Origin of the sequence: Sphingobium sp. BHU LFT2, assembly GCF_018604485.1 — a bacterium.
Taxonomy (GTDB): domain Bacteria; phylum Pseudomonadota; class Alphaproteobacteria; order Sphingomonadales; family Sphingomonadaceae; genus Sphingobium; species Sphingobium yanoikuyae_A.
Genome location: NZ_JAFCGW010000003.1, coordinates 1 through 21,268, shown reverse-complemented (window position 1 = coordinate 21,268; position 21,268 = coordinate 1). Strand labels below are relative to the sequence as shown.

At 64.9% G+C, this 21,268-nt stretch carries 19 protein-coding genes, 1 tRNA gene and 1 pseudogene; 17 read left to right on the top strand and 4 right to left on the bottom strand.

The genetic code is table 11. From position 1 onward, the window contains the following. Positions 1-69 precede the first annotated feature (69 nt). On the top strand, positions 70-1,215 hold the full coding sequence (locus JQK15_RS07440) for a glycoside hydrolase family 43 protein (protein WP_214864596.1): 1,146 nt from the start codon (positions 70-72) through the stop codon (positions 1,213-1,215). A 45-nt stretch (positions 1,216-1,260) separates the two neighbouring features. On the opposite strand, the gene JQK15_RS07435 is transcribed toward JQK15_RS07440, so the two are convergent. Further along, complete coding sequence (locus tag JQK15_RS07435; RefSeq protein ID WP_214864594.1) at positions 1,261-2,397, bottom strand: Gfo/Idh/MocA family protein; 1,137 nt, start codon at positions 2,395-2,397, stop codon at positions 1,261-1,263. 126 nt (positions 2,398-2,523) lie between these two features. Between JQK15_RS07435 and JQK15_RS07430 the strand changes: the two genes are divergently transcribed. The 11 genes from JQK15_RS07430 (at position 2,524) to JQK15_RS07380 (ending at position 12,603) form a co-directional block, all read left to right on the top strand. Beyond that, positions 2,524-2,892 (top strand): c-type cytochrome, encoded by a 369-nt coding sequence (locus JQK15_RS07430; protein WP_097385111.1) that lies wholly within the window; start codon positions 2,524-2,526, stop codon positions 2,890-2,892. Further along, positions 2,889-3,953 (top strand): sugar phosphate isomerase/epimerase family protein, encoded by a 1,065-nt coding sequence (locus JQK15_RS07425; protein ID WP_214864592.1) that lies wholly within the window; start codon positions 2,889-2,891, stop codon positions 3,951-3,953. Before JQK15_RS07430 ends, JQK15_RS07425 begins: the two co-directional genes overlap by 4 nt. A gap of 68 nt (positions 3,954-4,021) precedes the next feature. Further along, positions 4,022-5,314: an MFS transporter gene (locus JQK15_RS07420; RefSeq protein WP_214864590.1), complete on the top strand. Its 1,293-nt coding sequence runs from the start codon at positions 4,022-4,024 to the stop codon at positions 5,312-5,314. Further along, positions 5,311-6,225, top strand: a complete 915-nt coding sequence (locus tag JQK15_RS07415) for a hydroxypyruvate isomerase family protein (RefSeq protein ID WP_214864588.1) — start codon at positions 5,311-5,313, stop codon at positions 6,223-6,225. The genes JQK15_RS07420 and JQK15_RS07415 overlap by 4 nt, the downstream gene beginning before the upstream one ends. An 18-nt stretch (positions 6,226-6,243) precedes the next feature. After that, complete coding sequence (locus JQK15_RS07410; RefSeq protein ID WP_214864586.1) at positions 6,244-7,110, top strand: 3-keto-disaccharide hydrolase; 867 nt, start codon at positions 6,244-6,246, stop codon at positions 7,108-7,110. Further along, entirely contained in the window at positions 7,107-7,670 is a 564-nt protein-coding gene (locus JQK15_RS07405; protein ID WP_004209525.1) for a gluconate 2-dehydrogenase subunit 3 family protein, read from the top strand. Before JQK15_RS07410 ends, JQK15_RS07405 begins: the two co-directional genes overlap by 4 nt. Beyond that, positions 7,667-8,515, top strand: coding sequence for a sugar phosphate isomerase/epimerase family protein (locus JQK15_RS07400; protein ID WP_214864584.1), 849 nt, complete (start codon positions 7,667-7,669; stop codon positions 8,513-8,515). Before JQK15_RS07405 ends, JQK15_RS07400 begins: the two co-directional genes overlap by 4 nt. A gap of 43 nt (positions 8,516-8,558) precedes the next feature. Further along, positions 8,559-10,241, top strand: a complete 1,683-nt coding sequence (locus JQK15_RS07395; RefSeq protein ID WP_214864582.1) for a GMC oxidoreductase — start codon at positions 8,559-8,561, stop codon at positions 10,239-10,241. A 73-nt stretch (positions 10,242-10,314) separates the two neighbouring features. Then, on the top strand, positions 10,315-11,349 hold the full coding sequence (locus tag JQK15_RS07390) for a LacI family DNA-binding transcriptional regulator (protein WP_214864580.1): 1,035 nt from the start codon (positions 10,315-10,317) through the stop codon (positions 11,347-11,349). Positions 11,350-11,404: 55 nt separating this feature from the next. Beyond that, a complete protein-coding gene (locus JQK15_RS07385; RefSeq protein WP_251007644.1) occupies positions 11,405-11,827 on the top strand; it encodes a Dabb family protein in 423 nt (140 codons plus the stop codon). A 209-nt stretch (positions 11,828-12,036) separates the two neighbouring features. Further along, a complete protein-coding gene (locus JQK15_RS07380) occupies positions 12,037-12,603 on the top strand; it encodes a DUF1993 domain-containing protein (protein ID WP_214864578.1) in 567 nt (188 codons plus the stop codon). A gap of 100 nt (positions 12,604-12,703) precedes the next feature. On the opposite strand, the gene JQK15_RS07375 is transcribed toward JQK15_RS07380, so the two are convergent. Beyond that, positions 12,704-13,816, bottom strand: coding sequence for an ROK family transcriptional regulator (locus tag JQK15_RS07375; protein ID WP_004209531.1), 1,113 nt, complete (start codon positions 13,814-13,816; stop codon positions 12,704-12,706). Positions 13,817-13,941: 125 nt separating this feature from the next. Between JQK15_RS07375 and JQK15_RS07370 the strand changes: the two genes are divergently transcribed. Genes JQK15_RS07370 through JQK15_RS27405 form a run of 3 tightly spaced genes read left to right on the top strand, consistent with a single transcriptional unit; the run spans position 13,942 to position 18,616 of the window. Beyond that, positions 13,942-16,437 (top strand): TonB-dependent receptor, encoded by a 2,496-nt coding sequence (locus tag JQK15_RS07370; protein WP_214864576.1) that lies wholly within the window; start codon positions 13,942-13,944, stop codon positions 16,435-16,437. Then, positions 16,437-17,615, top strand: coding sequence for a YdcF family protein (locus JQK15_RS07365; RefSeq protein WP_214864574.1), 1,179 nt, complete (start codon positions 16,437-16,439; stop codon positions 17,613-17,615). Before JQK15_RS07370 ends, JQK15_RS07365 begins: the two co-directional genes overlap by 1 nt. A gap of 11 nt (positions 17,616-17,626) precedes the next feature. Continuing rightward, on the top strand, positions 17,627-18,616 hold the full coding sequence (locus JQK15_RS27405; protein WP_353047188.1) for a phospholipase C/P1 nuclease family protein: 990 nt from the start codon (positions 17,627-17,629) through the stop codon (positions 18,614-18,616). A 68-nt stretch (positions 18,617-18,684) separates the two neighbouring features. Here JQK15_RS27405 and JQK15_RS07360 read toward each other — a convergent pair. Both JQK15_RS07360 and JQK15_RS07355 read right to left on the bottom strand, forming a co-directional pair. Then, a pseudogene (locus JQK15_RS07360) lies at positions 18,685-19,932 on the bottom strand (MFS transporter); the annotation flags it as partial. Positions 19,933-20,212: 280 nt separating this feature from the next. Continuing rightward, positions 20,213-20,287 (bottom strand) — tRNA-Gly (locus JQK15_RS07355). A gap of 80 nt (positions 20,288-20,367) precedes the next feature. On the opposite strand from JQK15_RS07355, the gene JQK15_RS07350 reads away from it, so the two are divergent. Both JQK15_RS07350 and JQK15_RS07345 read left to right on the top strand, forming a co-directional pair. Further along, positions 20,368-20,601 (top strand): hypothetical protein, encoded by a 234-nt coding sequence (locus JQK15_RS07350; protein WP_214864572.1) that lies wholly within the window; start codon positions 20,368-20,370, stop codon positions 20,599-20,601. Positions 20,602-20,637: 36 nt separating this feature from the next. After that, the coding region (locus JQK15_RS07345) for a TonB-dependent receptor (protein WP_214864570.1) at positions 20,638-21,268 on the top strand (631 nt) is incomplete at its 3' end.

Sequence of the window (21,268 nt, the reverse complement as noted above, 5' to 3'; positions counted from 1 at the left end):
CGCCAATCGAGCGTTGCACGCGATTTATGATAACGCTATCAATTGCGCAAATCGCAAGGAGAGGATGATATGACGATCAAGCGCGGAATGTGCCTATACGCATGGCCGCTGGCCCTGGGACTGGCGCTCGCCGCCTGCCAGCAGGCGCCGGAACAGAAGGCCGACCAGAAGGCCGGGCAGCCGGCCGACAATGCCGCGAGCGGCAAGCGCGATGCGTCCGAATATCTGTCCCAACCGCTGGTCAGCGACATCTACACCGCCGATCCGTCCGCCCATGTGTGGAACGGCAAGGTCTATGTCTATCCCAGCCATGACATTGACGGGCCGACGCCCGAGGATGATCTGGGCAGCCATTTCGAGATGCGCGACTATCATGTCCTGTCGATGGACAAGATCGGCGGGCCGGTGACGGTCGGGCCGGTGGCGCTGGACGTGAAGGATGTGCCCTGGGCCGACAAGCAGATGTGGGCGCCTGACGCGGCCTACAAGAATGGCACCTATTATCTCTACTTCCCGGCCAAGGACAAGGAAGGCGCCTTCCGCATCGGTGTGGCGACCTCGAAGGATCCGATGGGGCCGTTCAAGGCGCAGCCACAGCCGATCAAGGGCAGCTATTCGATCGATCCGGCCGTCTTCACCGACGCCGACGGGCAGAGCTATATCTATTTCGGCGGCATCTGGGGCGGCCAGTTGCAGCGCAATATCGGCGGAAAATATGATCCGGACGGGTCGAAGACCGACCTGAAGCAGGATGACAAGCCGGCGATCGCGCCGCGCGTCGCCAGGCTGAACGGCGACATGCTGGAATTTGCCGAGACCCCGCGCGAGATCCAGATCCTGGACGACAAGGGCAAGCCGCTGCTGGGCGGCGACCATGATCGCCGCTTCTTCGAGGCGTCATGGATGCACAAGCATGATGGCAAATATTATTTCAGCTATTCGACCGGCGACACCCATTATCTGGTCTATGCCGTGGGCGATTCCCCTTATGGCCCCTTCACCTACAAGGGCCGCATCCTGGAGCCGGTCGAAGGCTGGACCACCCATCATTCGATCGTCGAATGGGGCGGCAAGTCCTGGCTCTTCTACGCCGACAGCCAGTTGTCGGGGCAGACCCGTCTGCGCAACGTCAAGGTGACGGAACTGCGCTACAATGCCGACGGCAGCATCCAGACGATCAATCCGCTGCTGCCCAAGAAGGGCGCGGCGCACTGAGGGCGAGGGGAAGCGCGGCGATCATGTCGCGCTTCCCCTTTCATGTCATGCGCCGGGCAGCATGGTCCATTTTTCATCGCCCGCCGCATTGGCGATGACGGTTTCGACGAAGCCCATGGTTTGCAGGCCGTCGCTGACCGACGGGAACCAGGCTTCGCCGCCCCGGATCCGCGTGGCGAAGGCGCGATAGAGATTGGCGAACGCCTCGATATAGCCTTCGGGATGGCCGCTGGGCGTGCGCAGCAGCGGCAGGGTCGAGGGCAGCAGGCCGGGGCCTGCCGCGCGCAGCACTTCGGCCGGCCGATCCAGCCAGCGCAGCGTCAGCGTATTGGGCTCCATCTGCGCCCATTCCAGCCCGCCATGTTCGCCATGGATGCGCAGCTTCAGGCCATTTTCGTCGCCGGCCGCAACTTGAGTTGCCTTGAGGATGCCGCGCGCGCCATTGTCGAGGCGCAGCAGCACATTGACGTCGTCGTCGAGCCGGCGCCCCTCGACATGGATGCTGAGATCGGCGCAGATTTCACTGACGCGCAGGCCCGACACATGTTCGGCCAGGTGAAAGGCATGGGTGCCGATGTCACCCAGACAGCCGCCCAGGCCCGCACGCGCCGGATCGGTGCGCCATTCGGCCTGCTTGTTGCCGTCGCGGTCGATCGCCTGGCTGAGCCAGCCTTGCGAATATTCGACCTGCACCAGCCTGATCCTGCCGAAGTCACCGCGCGCGACACGCGCCCGCGCCTCTTCCACCAGCGGATAGCCGCTATAGGTGAAGGCGAGGCCGAAATGCCGGCCGGAGCGTTCGGCGGCGGCGGCGATCTGGCGCGCCTCGGCCAGATCGAGCGCCATCGGCTTTTCGCAGAAGACATGAAAACCCGCGTCCAGCGCGGCGATCGCCATCGGCGCATGGAGATGATTGGGCGTCACGATCGACAGGGCGTCGATCCGCTCGTCCGCCGGCAGCGCCTGTTCGCCCGCCAGCAGCGCGTCGAGCGAATCATAGGTGCGCGCCGGGTCGATTCCCAGCGCCTCGCCCGAGCGCTGGTTGCGATCCGTGTCGCCGCTGAAGGCGCCGGCCACCAGTCGCCAATCACCATCCAGTGCCGCGGCAGCGCGGTGGATCGCCCCGATAAAGGCGCCTTCGCCACCGCCGACCATGCCCAGACGCAACGCTTTTCCCGCCATCCTCTTCTCCTTCGTAATTAGTCGACAGACCGTTCATTCTGCCTCTTGATCTTCCGATCATATTGGAACAGTTTACCGGTAAATAAAAGCCACAGACAAGACGGAGAGTCGAGGGTGCAAAGGGTAATGGGCTTCGGCCTGGTAGCGCTCGCAACGGGCGCAGTGATGATCCCCGCCATATCGAGCCAGGCGCAGACCGCACCAGCGGCGCCGCCGGCCTTCAACGCCTGCCGCGCCTGCCACAGCGTGCAGCCCGGCGGCAAGAGCGGCCTTGGCCCCAATCTGGTCGGCGTCGTCGGCCGCACCGCCGGCACCCTGGCCGGCTTCAACTATTCCCCCGCGCTCAAGGCGTCGAAGCTGAAATGGGACGAGAAGGCGCTGGACGAATATCTCGCCGCGCCGACCAAGAAGGTGCCTGGCAGCCGCATGCCCATTTCCACGCCCGATCCGGCCAAGCGCGCCGCGATCATCACCTATCTCAAGAGCGTGAAATGACGGCGGCGAAGGGCGCGATGCGCGGCCCGGCCATCTTCCTGGCGCAGTTCATGGGCGATGCCGCCCCATTCGACAATCTGGACAATGCCGCGCGCTGGATGGCGCAGGCGGGCTACAAGGGCATTCAGGTGCCCAGCAATGATCCGCGCTGCATGGACCTCAAGCTGGCGGCGGAAAGCCAGGATTATTGTGACGATCTGATCGGTCGCTGCCGCGAGGCCGGGGTCGAGATTTCGGAACTGTCGACCCATTTGCAGGGCCAGTTGGTCGCGGTCCACCCCGCCTATGATGCCGCCTTCGACGCGTTCGCGCCGGCCGAACTGCGCGGCAAGCCGGCCGAGCGGCAGGCCTGGGCGGTCGAGCAGCTGAAGCTGGCGGCGGTGGCCAGCCGGCGACTGGGGCTGAAGGCGCATGCGACCTTCTCCGGCGCGCTGGCCTGGCCCTTCGTCTATCCCTGGCCGCAGCGGCCGGCGGGGCTGGTGGAAGAGGCGTTCGCCGAACTGGGGAAGCGCTGGCGCCCGATCCTGGACGCGTTCGAGGAACAGGGGATCGACCTCTGCTACGAACTGCATCCGGGCGAGGATCTGCACGATGGCCTGACCTTCGAGCGCTTCCTGGATGCGGTCGGCGGCCACAAGCGTGCCAAAATCCTCTATGATCCCAGCCATTTCGTGCTGCAGGCGATGGACTATCTGCAGTTCATCGACATCTATCATGACCGCATCAGGATGTTCCACGTCAAGGATGCGGAGTTCAACCCGACCGGTCGCGCGGGCGTCTATGGCGGCTATGCCGACTGGATCGACCGGCCCGGCCGCTTCCGCTCGCTGGGCGACGGCCAGGTCGACTTCACCGGCATATTCTCGCGCCTGACCCAATATGGCTATGACGGCTGGGCCGTGCTGGAATGGGAATGCTGCCTGAAGCATCCCGAGGATGGCGCACGCGAAGGCGCCCCCTTCATCGAGGCGCACATGATCCGCCGGCCCGAACGGGCCTTCGACGATTTCGCAGGGGGCGGTGATCCCGCCAACAACCGGCGTTGGCTGGGGCTCAGCTGACGCCGCAACCGACGATCGACACATGTCCTGACCGGAAGGCCGGCGGGACCAAAGGGAGAGGAGCCGATATGACGGCGATTAACCGGCACAGACTTTTCTGGCTGAGCGTCCTGGCGCTGTTCACCGCCTCGATGAGCGCATCGCTCCGCGCGGCGGTCGCGAGCAGCCTGAAAGCGGAATGGATTGACCCGATCGCCCCGATCGCGGCCGGCGAGATGATCGGCGCGGCGCTGGGATCGGCCTTCCTGGGCTTTTCCATCACCGTCTTCGTCGTCAGCGCCTTTCTCGACACGATCGGCATCCGCCGCGTGCTGATCGGCTGCGGCATCGCCTTCCTGATCGGCACGACGCTGATCGTGGGTGCGGGCAGCATGGCGACCGGCATGACCGTCTATCACCTCGTATGGCTGGGCATGCTGCTGTCGGGCATCGGCTGGGGCTTTGCCGAAGCGTCGATCAATCCGCTGACCGCCCGCCTCTATCCCGAGGATACGACCCATCGCCTCAACGTGCTGCACGCCTGGTATCCCGGCGGGCTGATCGTCGGCGGCCTTGCCGGCGTGTTCCTCGCCTCCGCGCTGCCCTGGCAGGCGATCATGGCGCTGGCCTATATCCCCGCCATCGGCGTCGTATTGATCGCGTCCACCACCCGCTTCCCCGCGCCGCCTGCCACCGCCGGCAGCCGGGCGATGAAGGACATGATGCTGGAAGTGGTCCGCCGTCCCAGCTTCTTCATCTGGTTCGGCGCGATGTTCCTGACCGCCTCGTCCGAACTGGCGCCGGGCCAGTGGCTCGACGTCGCGCTCAGCAATCGGGTCGGCATGCGCGGCATTTTGCTGCTGGTCTATGTCAGCGCGCTGATGTTCGTGTTCCGCCATTTTGCCGGGCGGATCGCCGACCGCCTGTCCAACCCCGGCCTGCTCTGGGTGTCGAGCCTGCTCGCCGCGATCGGCCTGTTCATGCTGTCGCAGGCGCAGTCGCCCGCCTCCGCCATCCTCGCCTCCACCGTCTGGGGCCTGGGCGTATGCGCAATGTGGCCGACGATGCTGGCGTCGGTGGCCGAACGTTATCCGCGCGGTGACGCCTGGGCGCTGGGGCTGGTCGGCTCGGCCGGCGCGCTTGCCAGCTTCTTCGTGCTGCCACGGCTGGGCGAGATGTTCGACCAGGCCAAGGTGGAACTGGCTGGCGGGCCGGAAGCCTTCACCCGCCTGACCGGACCGGCGCTGCGGGCGGTGGAGGATGCGGCCGCGTCGCAATCCTTCGCCCGCCTCGCCTTCGTGCCGCTGATCCTGCTGGTCGTGTTCGGGCTGATCTGGCTGTCCGACCGGCGCGCCGGTCGTCGGGCGGAGGCCGTGGCATGAAGCTGTCGCGCAGAAACCTGATCGCCGCCGGCGTCGCCGCAGCCGCCAGCCCCGCCATCGCCGCTGCGGCCGGCAGGGGATCCTCCAATGCCGCCCGCTTCTCGCTCGGCTATGCCCCGCATGAAGGCAGCTTCGCCAGCCGGGGCGGATTGCTGGAGCAGATCGCCTATGCCGCCGACCAGGGTTTTCGCGCCTGGGAGGATAATGAAGCGCGCAAGCGTCCGGTCGAACAGCAGGAAGCCATGGCCAAGGCGCTGGCGCAGCGCGGCATGACCATGGGCGTGTTCGTCGCCAGCATGCCCAAATGGGCGGAGTTCCGTCCGCTGCTGGGCAGCAATGACGATGCCGAACGCGAAGCCTTTCTGGCCGATGTCCGCACATCGGTGGAGGTCGCCAAGCGGCTGAACGCGAAACATGCGACCGTCGTCACCGGCTTCATGGACCGCAAGGTGCCGGTCGATATCCAGACCGGCCGGATCATCGATTGCATGCGCCGCGCCGGCGACATCGTCGCGCCGCACGGCCTGACGCTGGTGATGGAGCCGCTCAATACGCGGACCAACCATCCCGGCGTCTATATGCAGTCGATCGCCCAGGGCTATGCGGTGGCGCGCGGCGCCAACAGTCCGGGCGTCAAGATATTGGCGGATCTCTATCATGAGCAGATCCAGTCCGGGAACCTGATCCCGACGCTGGAGGCCTGCTGGGCGGAGGTCGGCTATATCCAGTTCGGCGACAATCCCGGTCGCAAGGAACCGGGCACCGGCGAGATCAACTACGCCAATATCGTCCGCTGGCTGCGGGGCCGCAATTATGGCGGCGTGATCGGCATGGAACATGGCAATTCGCTGGCCGGACGCGCGGGCGAGGATCGGCTGGTCGCCGCCTATCGCGCCATCGACCAAATATAGGATGAGAGGAGGACGAGGATGAAAATCATCCCGACTGGCTTTGCAGGGACGGGTATCGCGCTGGCCACGGCTCTGCTGGTGGGCACAGCGGCGCAGGCGCAAGACAAGCCTGGCAAGCTGGGTTTTAAGGACACGCCGATCCTGCCCGGCGGCAACTGGCACGTCCATGATCCCGACCGCCCCGCTCCCACCGTCGTCACCCCGGCGGCACAGGCCGGCGGTGCACAGGCCGGCGGCGCACCGTCCGACGCAACCATCCTGTTCGACGGCAAGTCGCTCGACGCATGGCGCGGTGAGCGCGGCCCCTGGACGCTGGAAAAGGGGATTATGACCATCCCGCCGCGCAGCCAGAGCGGCGGCGAGAACAACCTGATATCGAAGCAGGAATTTGGCGACGTCCAGCTGCATCTGGAATTTCGTTCGCCCAATCCGCCGACCAAAAGCTCGCAGGATCGCGGCAATAGCGGCATCTGGTTCATGCAGCGCTACGAAGTGCAGATCCTGGATGGTTATCAGAACCCGACCTATGCCGACGGCACGGTCGGTTCGGTCTATGCCTGGAAGCCGCCGCTGGTGAACCCGTCGCGCCAGCCGGGCGAATGGCAGAGCTATGACATCATCTTCGAACGGCCGCGTTTCGCCGCCGATGGCAGTCTGGTCCGCCCGGCCTATGTCACCGCGCTGCTGAACGGCGTGCTGGTGCAGAATCATCAGGCGATGCTGGGCACCACCAAATGGCGGTCGATCGCCCAATATCAGGCCCATGGGGACAAGGCGCCGATCCAGTTGCAGGATCATGACAGCCCCGTGTCGTTCCGCAACATCTGGGTCCGGCCGCTGCCGGACGAGGCCATCGCACAGGATCTGAAGGGAGCAGGACAATGATGGACCGCAGACATGCGCTGGCAGGCATGGTCGCCATGTTCGGCGCCGGGCTGTTCGCGCCGCTGGCGCGCGCCGCCGGGGTGATGCCCGCCGCCGGCGTGATCGACCAGGGCGCGCCCAGCCTGCAACTGTTCACGCCCGATCAGCGGGCGCTGATGACCGCGCTGTGCGAACGCATCCTGCCGGCGACCGACACGCCCGGCGCGATCGAGGCCGGCGTCCCCGCCTATATCGAGAAATTGCTGGCCGACTGGTCGGTGGCGGAGGATCGCGACCCGATCATCGCCGGCCTCGCCGAAATCGATGCGCGCAGCTGGCAGGATTACAAGATCCCCGCGACCAAGGCATCGGCCGCGCAGCATGACGCGCTGTTGACCCTGGCGATGAACGACCAGATCCCCAAGGGCGAGGAGTTTTTCGAGGCGTTCCGGCAGATGGTGATCGTGGGCTATTACACGTCCGAGATCGGGATCACCCAGGAACGCGAATATCTGCCGGTGCCGGGCGAATATAACGGCGCCTTCCCCTATTCCCAGGTCAACAAGGTCTATTCCGCATGAACCTCAACCGTCGTTCCATGATGCTGGGCGCCGGCGGCCTGGCCGCCCTCGCCGCCTCTCCCTTCGCCGCGCAGGCCGCCAAGGCCTCCGGCAAGATCGCCAGCGTAGGCCTGCAGCTCTACACCGTGCGCGAATTGTTCGCCGCCGATCCGGTCGCCACCTTGGAGAAGGTTGCCAAGGTCGGCTATCGCGAGGTCGAATTTGGCGGTGGCGGCTATGACGCCATGGACCACAAGCTGCTGCGCAGCACGATGGACCGGCTGGGCCTCACCTGCCCGTCGCTGCACATCGGCTATGACGCGCTGCTCGACAAGTTCGACGCCAGCGTGGCCATGGCAAAAACGCTGGGCGCGGGCACCGTCGTCCTGCCCTATATGGTCGACAAATATCGCAATGCGGAGGCGTGGAAGGCTGCGCTGGTCAACATCAACCGCTTCGGCGCGCAGCTCAAGGCCGCGGGCCTGGGCTTTGCCTATCATAATCATGATTTCGAATTCACCACCAAGCCGGACGGCGTCAGCCTGTTCGACCAGCTGGTGAAGGCGTGCGACCCAGACCTCGTGAAGATCGAACTGGATCTCTACTGGGCGATCTATGCCGGGCAGAATCCGCAGGCGCTGATCCGCAGCCTGGCCGGCCGCATCTATTCCTATCATGTGAAGGATATGCGCGCGGACCGCAGCATGACCTCGGTCGGCAGCGGCACGGTCGATTTCGCCGCGATCTTCAAGCTCAATGCCATCGCCGGCGTCCAGCATTTCTATGTCGAGAATGACCAGGCGCCCGCGCCCTATATTCCCGACATCACAAAGAGCTTCCAGACGCTGCGCGCGCTGCGCTTCTGACCACCAACCTGCCTCAAGACAGAAAACTCCAGGAGAGGACATCATGGCTTCGACAGACAGGTACGATGCGATCGTCATCGGTTCGGGCATCAGCGGCGGTTGGGCCGCCAAGGAATTGACGGAAAAGGGGCTGCGGGTGCTGATGCTCGACCGCGGCCATATGGTCGAACATGGCGAGGATTATACCTATGACGGCAAGCCCGCCTATGAGGTGCCCGCCCGCAACATCATGCCCGATCCGCTCAAGCAGAGCGATTATTTCATCGCCCAGCATGGCTATGTCGCGCCCAGCAACCAGGCCTTCTACAATAATGACCGCCTGAACCCCTATGATTATGGCGCTGGCAGCAAATTCTACTGGATCCGCCCCGCGGCGGTCGGCGGCAAGTCGTTGATCTGGGGCCGCTGGAGCTTCCGCTGGAGCCCGGCCGATTTCGAGGCGAACAAGCGCGAGGGCATCGGCGGCGACTGGCCGATCCGCTATGAGGATCTGGTCCCCTGGTACAGCTATGTCGAAAAATATATCGGCGTATCGGGATCGCGCGAGAATCTGGCCTATCTGCCCGACAGCGAGTTCCAGCCGCCGATGCCGATGAACATCGCGGAAAAATGGATGAAGCAGCGGCTGGAAACGCAATTCCCCGGCCGCAAGATGATCAATGCGCGCCTCTCCAACATGACCGAGGACAAGCCCGAGCAGAACCGCACCAAATGCCAGCTGCGCAACCAGTGCGGCAATGGCTGCTCCTTCGGCGCCTATTTCTCGACCCAGGCGGTCACCCTGCCGGCTGCGCGGGCGACCGGGCGGCTGACCTTGCGGTCCGACGCGGTCGTCACCAACCTCGATTATGATCCGCCGACCAAGAAGGTCAGCGGCGTGCGCTTCGTCGATGCCAAGACCGGGCAGGCCGAAACCGTGACCGCGCGGCTTGTGTTCCTGTGCGCGTCAGCGCTGGCCTCGACCCAGATCCTGATGAACTCGCGCCCGGCGGGCAGCGGCAAAAGCCATTTCGACAGCAGCGGGACGCTGGGCCGCTATGTCATGGACCATATCTTCCGCGTCGGCGTGAAGGGCGACATCCCCGGCATGGAGGAGTTCATCGAATATGGCCGCCGCCCCGGCGCCATCTATGTCCCGCGCTTCCGCAACAATGGCGACAGCGAGGATGTCGGCTTCAAGCGCGGCTATGGCTATCAGGGCGGCGCCTATCGCGAGCCGTCCAAGCCGATCGGTTTCGGCGCATCGATGAAGCAGGGCATGCGCAAATATGGCGGCTGGAAATTCCAGATGGGCGCCTTTGGCGAATGCCTGCCCTATGAGGATAATTATGTCGCGCTGAGCCCCGACAAGACCGACCGGTTCGGCATGCCGCTGATGCAGTTCAACGTCACCTTCCGCGACAATGAGATGCGGATGATGGCGGACGCGCGCGAACAGGGCGAAAAGATGCTGCGTGCGGCGGGCCTGACCAACGTCACCAGTTCGGTCCGCGAACATGTGCCGGGCGACGCCATCCACGAAATGGGCGGCGCACGCATGGGTGCCGATCCGCGCGCATCGGTGCTCAACCAGTGGAGCCAGGCGCATGATGCCAGCAATCTGTTCGTGACCGACGGCGCGCAGATGGCCTCCATCTCCTGCGTCAATCCGTCGCTGACCTTCATGGCGCTGACCGCCCGCGCGGTCGACCATGCGGTCAAGGAAATGAAGGCAGGCCGGGTCTGACAGCGTCGGCCCACTCCCGACGCTGTGCTGCGCCGCAAAACCGGCTATCAGGGGCCATGAGGATGAGCTTCTGATGGCCCGGCGGCGGGAAAATGGCGTGACGATCCGCGCCGTGGCGGAACGGGCCGGCGTGTCGGCGATGACGGTATCCAACGTCATCAACGGCGCCGGCCGCGCCAGCGCGACCACGATCGCGACGGTGCAGGCGGCGATCGCGGAACTGGGCTATGTGCCCAATCTGGCCGCCCGTCGCCTGGCCAAGGCGCGGGCGACGACGGTGGGCCTCATCTACAGCAATCGGCGCACGCCCTTTCTCGATGCCGTTCTGGTCGGATCGCTGCGCGCGACCAATGCCAATGGGCTGCAACTGATCCTGCGCGACGGCGATGGCGTGACGCTGGACGAGGCCGAGCGCATTGCCCAGGAACTGGTGCGCAGCGGCGCCGACGCACTGCTGCTGATCCCGCCCTTTGCCGAGCAGTTGAGCGGATCGGCGATATTGCCGGCGCTCGGCGTGCCTTTCGCCGCGATCGCCACCGGCACGCCGCTATCGGGCATATCGACGGTGCGGATCGACAATCAGGCGGCGATGGACGCGCTGACCCGGCGCGTCATTGCCGATGGCCATCGCCGCATCGCCTATGTCGCCGGCCCCGATCATTACAGCGTGGTCGCGGCCCGGCTCGACGGCTTCTACGCCGCCCTCCAGGACGCTGGCTTGCGCGTGGACGACAGTTTGATCGTCGAGCATAGCGCGTTCGACCATGCGTCCGGCATGGCGGCGGCGCAGGCGCTGCTCGCCCGGCCCGACCGGCCGACCGCGATCCTGTGCAGCAGCGACGATCTGGCGGCGGGCGTCATCGCCCAGGCCGGACAGATGGGGCTGACCCTGCCCCATGATCTGAGCGTCACCGGGTTCGACGATACCATCCTCGCCTCGCGCGTCTGGCCGCCGCTGACCGTGATCCGCCAGCCGGTCGAGGACATGGCCTTTCGCGCCACCCAATGCCTGATCGGCGCACTCGGCAAGGGCGGGATGCGCGTCAGCGACGAGATATTCGACCATCAACTGGTGCAGCGCGCATCGATCGCGCCGGCCAGCGTATAGGGCTTCACCGGGTGGCGCGGATCGCCGCCCTTTCAGCGACAGGGGACAAAGCATCATGGAAACGAGCAGAAGGGAATTGGCGGCGATGATGGCATTGGGCGGCGCGGGCATGGCCCTGACCTCGACACAGGCCTCGGCACAGGCCGCAACCCCGGTTCAGGCGAAGCTGGTCCATCATGTCTTCTTCTGGCTGAAACGGCCGGGCAACCCCGCCGATCGCGACCAGTTGATCGCCGGCCTGCGCACGCTGCGCGCGATCCCCGTGATCCGCGATCTGCAGATCGGCGTGCCCGCCAGCACCGAAAAGCGCGATGTGGTCGATTCTTCCTTCGACGTGTCCGAACTGATGGTCTTCGACAATGCGGTCGACCAGAAAGTCTATCAGGACCACGAAATCCATCAGGCCTTCGTCAAATCCTGCGAGCATCTGTGGGCGAAGGTCGTGGTCTATGACATGCAGGTCGTGCCGGATCCCTGAGCCAGCCATCGCAAGGCGGCCCGATCCGCGCTAGGGTCAATCGACATTCAGCCCTGACGGCCTGCAAATGGCGGCCTTCCGCGCTTCCGGTGCTCACGTACTTTAAGTACGCTGCGCTCCGGATCACGGAAAACCACCATTTTCGTCACGTCATCATCTGAATGTCGATCGCCCCTAGGGTCGCTCATCAGCCTGAACGAGAGAAGATCATGATTCTGCCGGATATTCTTGCCCCCACCTATGTCCAGATGCTGGGCGCTTTGTCGGCCTGGCTGGCCAAGGCCGAGGCCGGGACGCAGGATGGCATGGCGCAAACATTGCCGGGCGCGCGGCTGGCGCCGGACATGTTCCCGCTGTCGACCCAGATCCGCTTCGCCTGCGTCCAGGCGCAGGAAGGCATGTACCGGTTGCGCGGCGAAGCCTTCCCTCCGCTGGTCGGGCAATTGCTCGATGAAGGCCGCAACGCGGGCGAGCATCCCGGATCGATCGCCGATGCGCAGGCGAGAATAGCCGAGACGATTGCGATCGTGGAAAGCCTTGCCGCGGATGCGCCGCCCATCGATCCGGCTACGCCGATCGCCCATGCACTGCCGCAGGGCATGATCTTCGACCTCGCCGCCGGTCAATTTGTCCGCGACTGGGCGCTGCCGCAATTCTACTTCCACATCATGACCGCCTACGCGATCCTGCGGGCACAGGGCGTGGACTTGGGCAAGGTTGATTATGTGGCCCACATGTTCCCCTATTTGCGGCCCGGCACCCTGCCTGCGCAATGAGGTGAAATAGCGGCGGCGGCGCATGCTGTGGTTCATGGCCATGGAGCCGCGTCGTGGCCCGTTTTCGGCATTGCCGTTCATCACCGGCCCGGCGCCGATCCTATGTCTCGGCCGACAGGGCATGGATCGGCAGCAGGGCCGCGCCGAAGGTGATCGGCGATCCATGCAGGTTCGATATTCTGACCGGCGGGCGGCGATGATGGACCGTGGTGACGAGGTCCGCCTGATGCAGGCGATCGGCCAGCCCCTGCAGGATGGTCGATGGCAAGGTGCCGGCCAGCACGATCGCCCCTGGATCGAGCCAGGCGAAGGCCGTGTTGCTGACCATCTGCAATTGCTCGGCCGCCCGGTCCAGCCAGATGTCGATCGTCGGTGCCTGGTCGGCAGCATGGAAATCAATGTCCGCGACCGAGGATAGGTCGCAACCATTGCTGCGGAGCATCGCCAGCAGATCCAGCGGGCTGGGACGCGGCAGATGGCCGGGAAACAGGCAGCCAATCTCGCCCGCGACGCCATATTGACCGCGCATCAGGCGCCCGTCGACAATGACGCCGGCGCCAATGCCGAAGCCCAGCAGCAGCACGACGATCGTGCCGAAATCGCGCAGCAGGCCACCCAGATAATATTCGGCGATCGCTGCGGCATTGGCGTCATTCTCGATCCACAGCGGCCAGCCCATTTCGGCGGACAATATGTCGCGCAGGGGCGCGTCCCTCCAGTTGGGCAGGACGTCGACGACGCTCCACCGATCGCCGGCCGGCGACAGGGATGGTCCCGGCACCGCGACGCCCAGGCCCAGCATGCGGCGTCCCAGCAGGCCGTGCCGGTCCACCAGTTCATGCGTCATGCGCCGCACCTTGCGGGCAAAACCCTGGGGATCGATCGGTGCGACGGCCTCATGATGGGTGGCGATGGTGGCGCCGGTGAAATCGACCAGGGCGATGTCGATGAAGCCCTTGTGCGCCGTCGCGCCGACCGCATAGCCGCCATGGCCGGCCAGCCGCAGAGGAATGGCCGGGCGCCCGCGGCCCTGTGCTTCCGCGCCAGGCACTTCCTCTACCAGATTGAGCCCGATCAGGTCGCGCGACAGGCGGGTGAGGGCGGTCCCGCTGATTTCCAGCGCGGATGCCAGCGCGGAACGGGACAGTGGCCCGGACTTGCGCAGCATCTGCAGGATGCGCCGCTGGTCCTTGTCCAGGGTTGGAAATAGCATGATCGATCCCGCTATCGGTGAAAAGCGACGACCGGTTATGGCGATTTATTTATTTTCACAACAATAATTAAAAATGTCATATCGCACGGCCAGAGGCGCCCCGACCAATTCAGAGGGGACGCATCATGCTCAAGACTTTCCTTGCCTCCGGCACGGCGCTTGCCGCGCTTTGCACCATCACCACGCCCGCCCTGGCGCAGGCCGCCGCCGACGCCGCGCCCGCCACCGAAGCGGCCGCCGATGCCGGCAACGGCCCCAACGACATCATCGTCACCGGATCGACCCGCGCCCAGCGCCGTTTCGACGTATCCTATGCGATCAACACCATCTCGGCCGAGGATGTGGAGAAGATCGCGCCTGTCAATTTCGCCGACCTGATCGGCCAGCTGCCCGGTTTCCAGACCGAAGTCACCGGCGGCGAGGTGCAGAATATCTACCGCATCCGCGGTCTGCCGAACGACGGCGGCTTCGTCAGCTTCCAGCAGGACGGCCTGCCGCTGTTCCATGAAAATGACGGCGTCTTCTTCCGCGGCGATGCGATCCTGAAACAGGATCTGATGACCGACCATGTGGAGGTCGTGCGCGGCGGCCCGGCCCCGGTCTATGCCAGCTATTCGGGCGCGATCATCAACGCGATCACCGTCACCGGCAGCGACGAAGCGCGCGGCAAGGCCCAGGTCACGCTCGGCGACACCGGCCTCTATCGCCTCGACGCCTATCAGGCCGGCCCGCTCGGCAACGACACCTATTATGCGATCGGCGGCTTCATCCGCTATCATGACGGCTATCGCGACAATGGCTTCGCCAATGACAAGGGCGGCCAGCTGCGCGCCAATATCAAGCATGATTTCGACAATGGCTCGATCAAGCTGAACCTCAACTATGTGAACGACCACAACGTCTTCTATCTGCCGATCCCGATCTCCGACCCGCGCGATCCCAGCGTCTCGCTCGACAAATATATCGACTATTTCGACGGCACGATGAATTCGCCGGCGCTGCGCCACGTGAACCTCAAATATCGCGACGGCACCGGCCAGATCCAGAGCCGCACCGGCGACCTGTCGGATGGCCGCCATATGCAGATGGTCAATTTCGGCGCCCAATATGATGGCGATTTCGACGGCTGGCTGGTCTCGGCCAAGGCCGGCTATACCCAGGGCAAGCTCGATTTCAGCGCCTTCTACTCGACCACCAACCCGGCCGATGGCAACGCCTTTGCCGCAGGCTATCTCGCCCGTGCCACGACGGCTTTCGGTGCGGTCGACCATTTCGGCTATACGCTGGCCGGCACCAACACCGTCTATGATCCCTATGCGGCGTCGGGCCTGGTGATGCAGGGCCAGTATCGCGACATCCACTCGAAATTCTATTCGGCCCAGGCCAATCTGTCGGTCGCCAAGAAGTTCGAGACCGGCTTTGGCACCCATGACCTCAAGCTCGGCCTCTATGGCAGCTTCTATGGCGAGGACAGCCGCACCCTCTATCAGAATTACCTGATCGAGGTGGCGGGCAAGCCGCGCACGCTGGACCTGGTCGCCTATAATGCCGCCGGCGCGGAAATCGGCCGTGTCACCGACAATGGCGTGCTCAACTATGCCGCCACCCTCAATCAGGGCGACAGCGACGCCAAGATGTTCGCCGTGTTCGCCAACGACACCTGGGAAATCGTGCCGGGCCTGCGCATCGACGCCGGCATCCGTCACGAACGCTACAGCTACAAGGGCTGGGCCGCGCTGACCGAGGCGGCCAATCTGGGCGACGCCAGCACCCTGGCGGACGACAGCACCCGCGCCTTCACTGGCGTGATCCTCAACCAGAAATTGAAGCCCAATGTCACCAACTGGACGGTCGGCGCCAATTACGACTTCTCCAGCCATGTCGGCATCTATGGCCGCGCCTCGCACCTCGAAACGCCGCCCAACGTCCAAACGGTGATGAGCATCAACCCGACCATCATCACGACCAAGGCCGACCAGTTCGAGGCCGGGCTGAAGCTCGCCTTCGGCCGCTCCTATCTCTACGTCACCGGTTTCTACACCAATTTCGATCCCTTGAACGCCAGCTTCCTGGCCTATGATCCGACCACGGGCCGCAACGATGTCAACGTGCCCTTCATCGGCGAGGCGCAGGTGAAGGGCGTCGAATTTGACGGCAAGCTGGCGCTGACCAACTGGTTCTCGCTCAATGGCGCGCTCACCATCAGCGATCCCAAATACAAGAATTTCGAAAGCTCGACCGGCGCCGATCCGGAACAGGCCGAAGGCAACCAGATCGTCCGCCAGCCCAAGGTCTACGGCAATATCCGCCCCAGCTTCGATTTCCAGACGGGCGACACCGACGTGTCGGTCTATGGGCGCTACACCTATATGGGCAAGCGCTATGTCGACCTCTACAACAACACCGCACTGCCGGCCTATGGCACGATCGGCGCGGGCATCACGGCGCGCCATGGCAGCTGGCAGGCACAGATTGTGGGCGACAATCTGTTCAACGCCCATGGCCTTACCGAAGGCAATACCCGCACCGACTCGCTGAGCGGGCAGGGCAGTGCCGAGGCGATCTATGGTCGCCCGATCTTCGGCCGCAACTTCCGCCTCGTCATCAGCAAGTCCTGGTGATGGCCCGCCGCCTCGGCCGCGTTGCGGCGTCGTTGATGACGATGGCGGTGGTGGCGATCACGCCCGTCCCGGCTCTGGCCGGGGCGGCGCGCGACGCCGTGACGGAGGCGCTGTCCCGGCGCCTCTTTCCCGTGCTGGACGCCCTTGGACACGATCCGGCCGCCCTTGCCGCCTTCCGCGCCCGGCCGGACATGGATGCGCTGCTCCATGCCCGCAACGATCGCCGCACGGCATGTGCAGGCGATGTCGATTGCGTGGCACAGGCCCATATCTGGACCCCGACCGAAATCGCCCTGATGGTGCAGGCTGCGCTATCGCTGCGTGATGTGCCAGTCGCGGACGATGGTGCCGGTGCGCAGATCCGCCGCGAGGTGGAGGGGATCAACGCCATCCTGCGCAGCTATGCGCTGGGGCAGGTGCCCGCCTATCCCGATATCGACGGCGCCGGTACGATCGACCCGCGCGAGCGCCAGGCCCGGCTGCGCGCCGCCGCCTGGATCGCGCAGACGCCGCGCAAGGGATCGGCCCAGGCGCTGGATTCCAGCATCGACTATGCCCTTGCGCTGCTCGACGTCAGCGACCGCACCGACGCGATCGGCTTCGAACCGCTGACCGGCGGCCTCAACACCCCCGCCATGGCGCGGGCCAAAAATATCGACTGGAAACGCTATCGCTACAGCGCACTGATCGTCACCGGCGTCGGCCCGGAAGTCGACGGCATGCCGCTGAGCCCGTTTGGGAAATATCATCTGCGTCTTGCCGCCAACCGCTTTGCCGATGGCGATGCACCCTTCCTCATCCTGACCGGCGGCCGCGCTCATCCGCGCGCGACCCGCTTTGTCGAGGCGCAGGAGATGCGCCAGGCGCTGATCGAGCGCTATGGCGTGCCGGCCGATGCCATCATCATCGAGCCCTATGCCCGGCACACCACCACCAATTTGCGCAACGCCACCCGCCTGCTGATGGCGATGGCGGCGCCGCTGGACAAGGATACGCTGATCGTCTGCAATCCGGGGCAGAGCGCGATGATCGAAAATCCCCTGTTCGTGCAGCGCAACGACAAGGAACTGGGCTATCAGCCCGGTGCCATCGGCGCGCGCCTGACCTCCACCGAATTGCTGTTTCGCCCGTCGCGCCTGTCCGCGCGGGTCGATCCGCGCGATCCGCTCGACCCCTGAAGGGAGGCATGATGACACGTAAACTGACCTTGGCCCTGGCGCTCGGTGCGCTGGCGTTCAGCCCCGGCGCCGCCATGGCCTGGGGCGGCACCGCCCATGAAGTGATCGATCGCGCCGCGCTCGATGCCATCCCGCAGGACGGTCCCGTCTTCCTTAAGGCCTATACCGACTATATCGCCGCCTCCGCCTCGCTGCCCGACAGCTGGCGCGGGGATTCGGAGAATTTCTCCAAGATGGAGGAAGACCCCAATCATGGCTGGTTCCGCGAGCAGTTCCGCTTCGTGAAGCCGATCCCGCGCTCGCGCTACGAATTCATCCTGGCGCTCTACAAACGCTATGAGACGATCAAGGACAGCGATCCGGCGACCGCCGCGCGCACCAATGTCCGCTGGACCGGCACTTTGCCCTATGCCGCGGTCGAGGCCTATGACCGGCTCGTCGTCTGCATGCGCCATGTCCGCAAGGCGCAGGCCGAAGGGGGCGACATATCCGTCCCGGCCCAGCATTGCGCCTTCCAAACGATCCGCCTTGGCCATTATGTCGGCGACGGCGCCCAGCCCCTGCATGACTCAGTCAATTCGGATGGCTGGCGCGGCGACAATCCCCGGGGCTACACCCGTGATCGCAGCATCCATGGCCGCTTCGAAAGCCAGTTCGTCGATGGCATGAAGCTGACCGTGGCCGACATCGCGCCGCGCATCGGCGCGCCTGGCCATCGCGACGGCGACATGTTCGACGCGATCCTCGCCTTCCTGGATCAGGCCGGCGATCGGATGGAATATGTCTATCAGCTGGAAAAGCGGGACGGCTTTGCCGATTTCACCGACAAGGACGTGCGCGCCCTCGTCTATGAACGGACCGCTGCCGGCGCTGCCATGCTGCGCGACATGCTCTGCCGCGCCTGGGCGGAAAGCGCCAGCCCGCCGGTCAGGGTCGTGCCGGCGCCGCTCGATTTCTCCAATCCGCGCTTCAACCCGGAAACCGGATCGGCGCCCGACTGATCGCGTTCCTCCCGCCATGCCAGCGCTGCGAGCAGCCGGGCATGGCGGGCATGGCCAAGGTCGAAGCGCCGCATCAGCAGGATCGCGCAAAGGCTGCCAAGGACAGGAATGCCCAGTCCCAGGCCGAGCATGCCGGCCTGGACTGCCGCAGTCTGTGCCTGCCCCGGCACATAGCCCAGTAGGCCAAGTGTCCAGCCGGTCAGACTTGAGAAGGCCGCACCGCTTGCCTTGACCACGACGAGATAGAAGGCGAACAGGCCCGTCTCGAAGCGCCTGCCATGGCGCCATTCCACCACATCGACGGCATCGGCCAGCAGCCCCCATGGCAGCATGAACATGCTGGCGAGGCCGACGCCGATCACCGCCGCACAGATGGCCAGGGCAGGTGGCCAGGACAGGCAGGCGGCAAAACCCGCCAGCCCGATGATGCTGACCCCATGTCCCATGGCGAGCAGGGCGCTCTTGCTGAATCGTCTGGTCATCGCGGTCCACAGGATCACGCCGGCGAATTGGCCGATCGTCACGGCCAGCAGCAAGGTCGCGACAAGATCGGGGCGGCGGACGACATAGCTGCCGATATAGAGCAGGGAGCGTCCGAATGCCGGTGCGGCAAATCCGGTGAGCAGGGCCAGAAGAGCCAGTGCCACGACCATCGGGTCGCGAAACGGGATGTCGATGCCGTCCTGCCTTGCGCTTTGGCGGGCGGTGCGGGCGGCACCACCGCTTGTATCGCCGCCGCAGGTCCATGCGCACAGGATCATCGTCAGGGCAAAGACGGCGCCCGTCGCCGCGCCGGTGAGCGCCAGCCGATCGAAGGACCGGGTATTGCCCGCATCTTGCACCAGCGGCGTCAACAAGGTCGCGACAATCAGCGCGCTTGCCGTACTGAACAGCAGTCGATAGCCCGAAACACGGCCGCGTGCGCTGCTGTCGCTGGTCACCTGCGCCATCAGCGCATTGTGCGGCACGTCGATGATGGCATAGGCGCCCCGGAATATCAGCAAGGCCATGGCCAGCATCCATAGCTGCCGGGCGCCAAGCAAGGGCATGGCATAGAGCAGGGCGAAGGCGATCGCGCAGGGCGTTGCTGCCACCGCCACCATCCAGCGATAGCCCTTGCCGACATGCCGCAGGCGGATCGTCAGCCGCGCCGCCAGCAGATCGAAGATCAGGTCGCCGCACAGCGCGGCGAGCATCAGCCATCCCGCCGTCGTCGCGCCAAGGTTCAGCACGTCGCTCAGCAGGAACAATATCGTCAGATCCGCGCCGCTGAAAACCAGTGCCTTGCCGAAATTGCCGGAGGCATAGGCCAGCATGCGGCCATCGTCGCGTGTCCAGATCACCTCGATCGCCCCTGATGGTCGTGACCGCACGGGGAATTGCGGAATGCGTCGCGCCTAGAAGCGCATTCTTTCATTTGTGCGACAAAGGCGTTGGGAATGGGACTGGTGGCTTATCGCCATTGGCAGCCCTGGACCACGCGACAGCACGGGTCACAGGCGGATCAGGGCCGCGTGGCCGCAGAAGGAAAGCGCATGTGACAACGCGGCCTTGCTGCCCCCGAAGGGTGATTATCGCATCGATTTCTAGGAAAACTGGAGCGGGCGAAGGGATTCGAACCCTCGACCCCAACCTTGGCAAGGTTGTGCTCTACCCCTGAGCTACGCCCGCTCTTGGCGGCCGGGAGAGTGTGTCCCTCTCGGCGGGTGGCGGCGAACTAGCAGTGGTTTCCAAAGTCGGCAAGGGCTGAATTGCAGAAAAATGAAAAACTTTTTGAAAAAGGAAAAAATCCCCCGTTTTCCGGGGGTTTTGGTGGTGTGATTAAATTGGCGGGTGGCGCCGGGGCGAACGCGGCTGTGGATCGGCCCATGGCGAATCGTCGAATCATGCCGCCTTTGGCCATGGTGTGCATGTATCTGCGCGATATTGGTGATGGCAGCGCTGCCGGTGGTCGCGGCTTGACAGTGGCGGGCACGACTTCCTAGTCCCCGATGCAAAATCGGACCAAGGGGACGCGCTTCATGAAAATCCTGCCGCTGCCGTTGATGCTGTGCGCGCTGCCCGGCGTCGCCGCTGCCCAGGCGCCCGATGTGACGGCGGATGAGGCCGCGTCGATCGTGGTGACGGGCACGGGGCTGTCCTTGCCACCGGGGACGCCGGCCTATGGCTCTGTGGTGATCGACCGGGATCGGCTGGAGGATGCGGCGTCGGGTCGGATCGAGAGCGTGCTGGCCGATGTCGCGGGTTTCCAGCAGTTCCGCCGCTCTGACAGTCGCGCGTCCAATCCCTCGAACCAGGGCGCCACCCTGCGCGCGCTGGGCGGCAATGCGTCGAGCCGGACCCTGGTGCTGCTCGACGGCGTGCCGGTGGCCGATCCCTTTTTCGGCTATATTCCCTTCTCCGCGCTAGTGCCCGACCGGCTGGCGCTGGTGCGGGTGACGCGCGGCGGCGGCAGCGGTGCCTTTGGTGCGGGCGCGGTTGCCGGGACGATCGAACTGGCCAGCGCCACCCGCGACCAGATGCCGCACGTCGGCGCCAGCGCCTTCTATGGTAGCAGGGACGCGACCGAGCTGTCCGCCAGCATCGCGCCGGATCTGGGCAGCGGTTACGTGTCGCTGTCCGGTCGCTGGGATCGGGGTGACGGTTTCCAGA

What these genes read in the sequence shown, in the direction of transcription:
- JQK15_RS27405 (WP_353047188.1), top strand. Translation starts at nt 17,627, where the DNA reads ATGACACGTAAACTGACCTTGGCCCTGGCGCTCGGTGCGCTGGCGTTC.
- JQK15_RS07430 (WP_097385111.1), top strand. Translation starts at nt 2,524, where the DNA reads ATGGGCTTCGGCCTGGTAGCGCTCGCAACGGGCGCAGTGATGATCCCC.
- JQK15_RS07375 (WP_004209531.1), bottom strand. Translation starts at nt 13,816, where the DNA reads ATGCTATTTCCAACCCTGGACAAGGACCAGCGGCGCATCCTGCAGATG.
- JQK15_RS07370 (WP_214864576.1), top strand. Translation starts at nt 13,942, where the DNA reads ATGCTCAAGACTTTCCTTGCCTCCGGCACGGCGCTTGCCGCGCTTTGC.
- JQK15_RS07425 (WP_214864592.1), top strand. Translation starts at nt 2,889, where the DNA reads ATGACGGCGGCGAAGGGCGCGATGCGCGGCCCGGCCATCTTCCTGGCG.
- JQK15_RS07410 (WP_214864586.1), top strand. Translation starts at nt 6,244, where the DNA reads ATGAAAATCATCCCGACTGGCTTTGCAGGGACGGGTATCGCGCTGGCC.
- JQK15_RS07415 (WP_214864588.1), top strand. Translation starts at nt 5,311, where the DNA reads ATGAAGCTGTCGCGCAGAAACCTGATCGCCGCCGGCGTCGCCGCAGCC.
- JQK15_RS07440 (WP_214864596.1), top strand. Translation starts at nt 70, where the DNA reads ATGACGATCAAGCGCGGAATGTGCCTATACGCATGGCCGCTGGCCCTG.
- JQK15_RS07420 (WP_214864590.1), top strand. Translation starts at nt 4,022, where the DNA reads ATGACGGCGATTAACCGGCACAGACTTTTCTGGCTGAGCGTCCTGGCG.
- JQK15_RS07380 (WP_214864578.1), top strand. Translation starts at nt 12,037, where the DNA reads ATGATTCTGCCGGATATTCTTGCCCCCACCTATGTCCAGATGCTGGGC.
- JQK15_RS07365 (WP_214864574.1), top strand. Translation starts at nt 16,437, where the DNA reads ATGGCCCGCCGCCTCGGCCGCGTTGCGGCGTCGTTGATGACGATGGCG.
- JQK15_RS07405 (WP_004209525.1), top strand. Translation starts at nt 7,107, where the DNA reads ATGATGGACCGCAGACATGCGCTGGCAGGCATGGTCGCCATGTTCGGC.
- JQK15_RS07395 (WP_214864582.1), top strand. Translation starts at nt 8,559, where the DNA reads ATGGCTTCGACAGACAGGTACGATGCGATCGTCATCGGTTCGGGCATC.
- JQK15_RS07400 (WP_214864584.1), top strand. Translation starts at nt 7,667, where the DNA reads ATGAACCTCAACCGTCGTTCCATGATGCTGGGCGCCGGCGGCCTGGCC.
- JQK15_RS07385 (WP_251007644.1), top strand. Translation starts at nt 11,405, where the DNA reads ATGGAAACGAGCAGAAGGGAATTGGCGGCGATGATGGCATTGGGCGGC.
- JQK15_RS07435 (WP_214864594.1), bottom strand. Translation starts at nt 2,397, where the DNA reads ATGGCGGGAAAAGCGTTGCGTCTGGGCATGGTCGGCGGTGGCGAAGGC.
- JQK15_RS07390 (WP_214864580.1), top strand. Translation starts at nt 10,315, where the DNA reads ATGGCCCGGCGGCGGGAAAATGGCGTGACGATCCGCGCCGTGGCGGAA.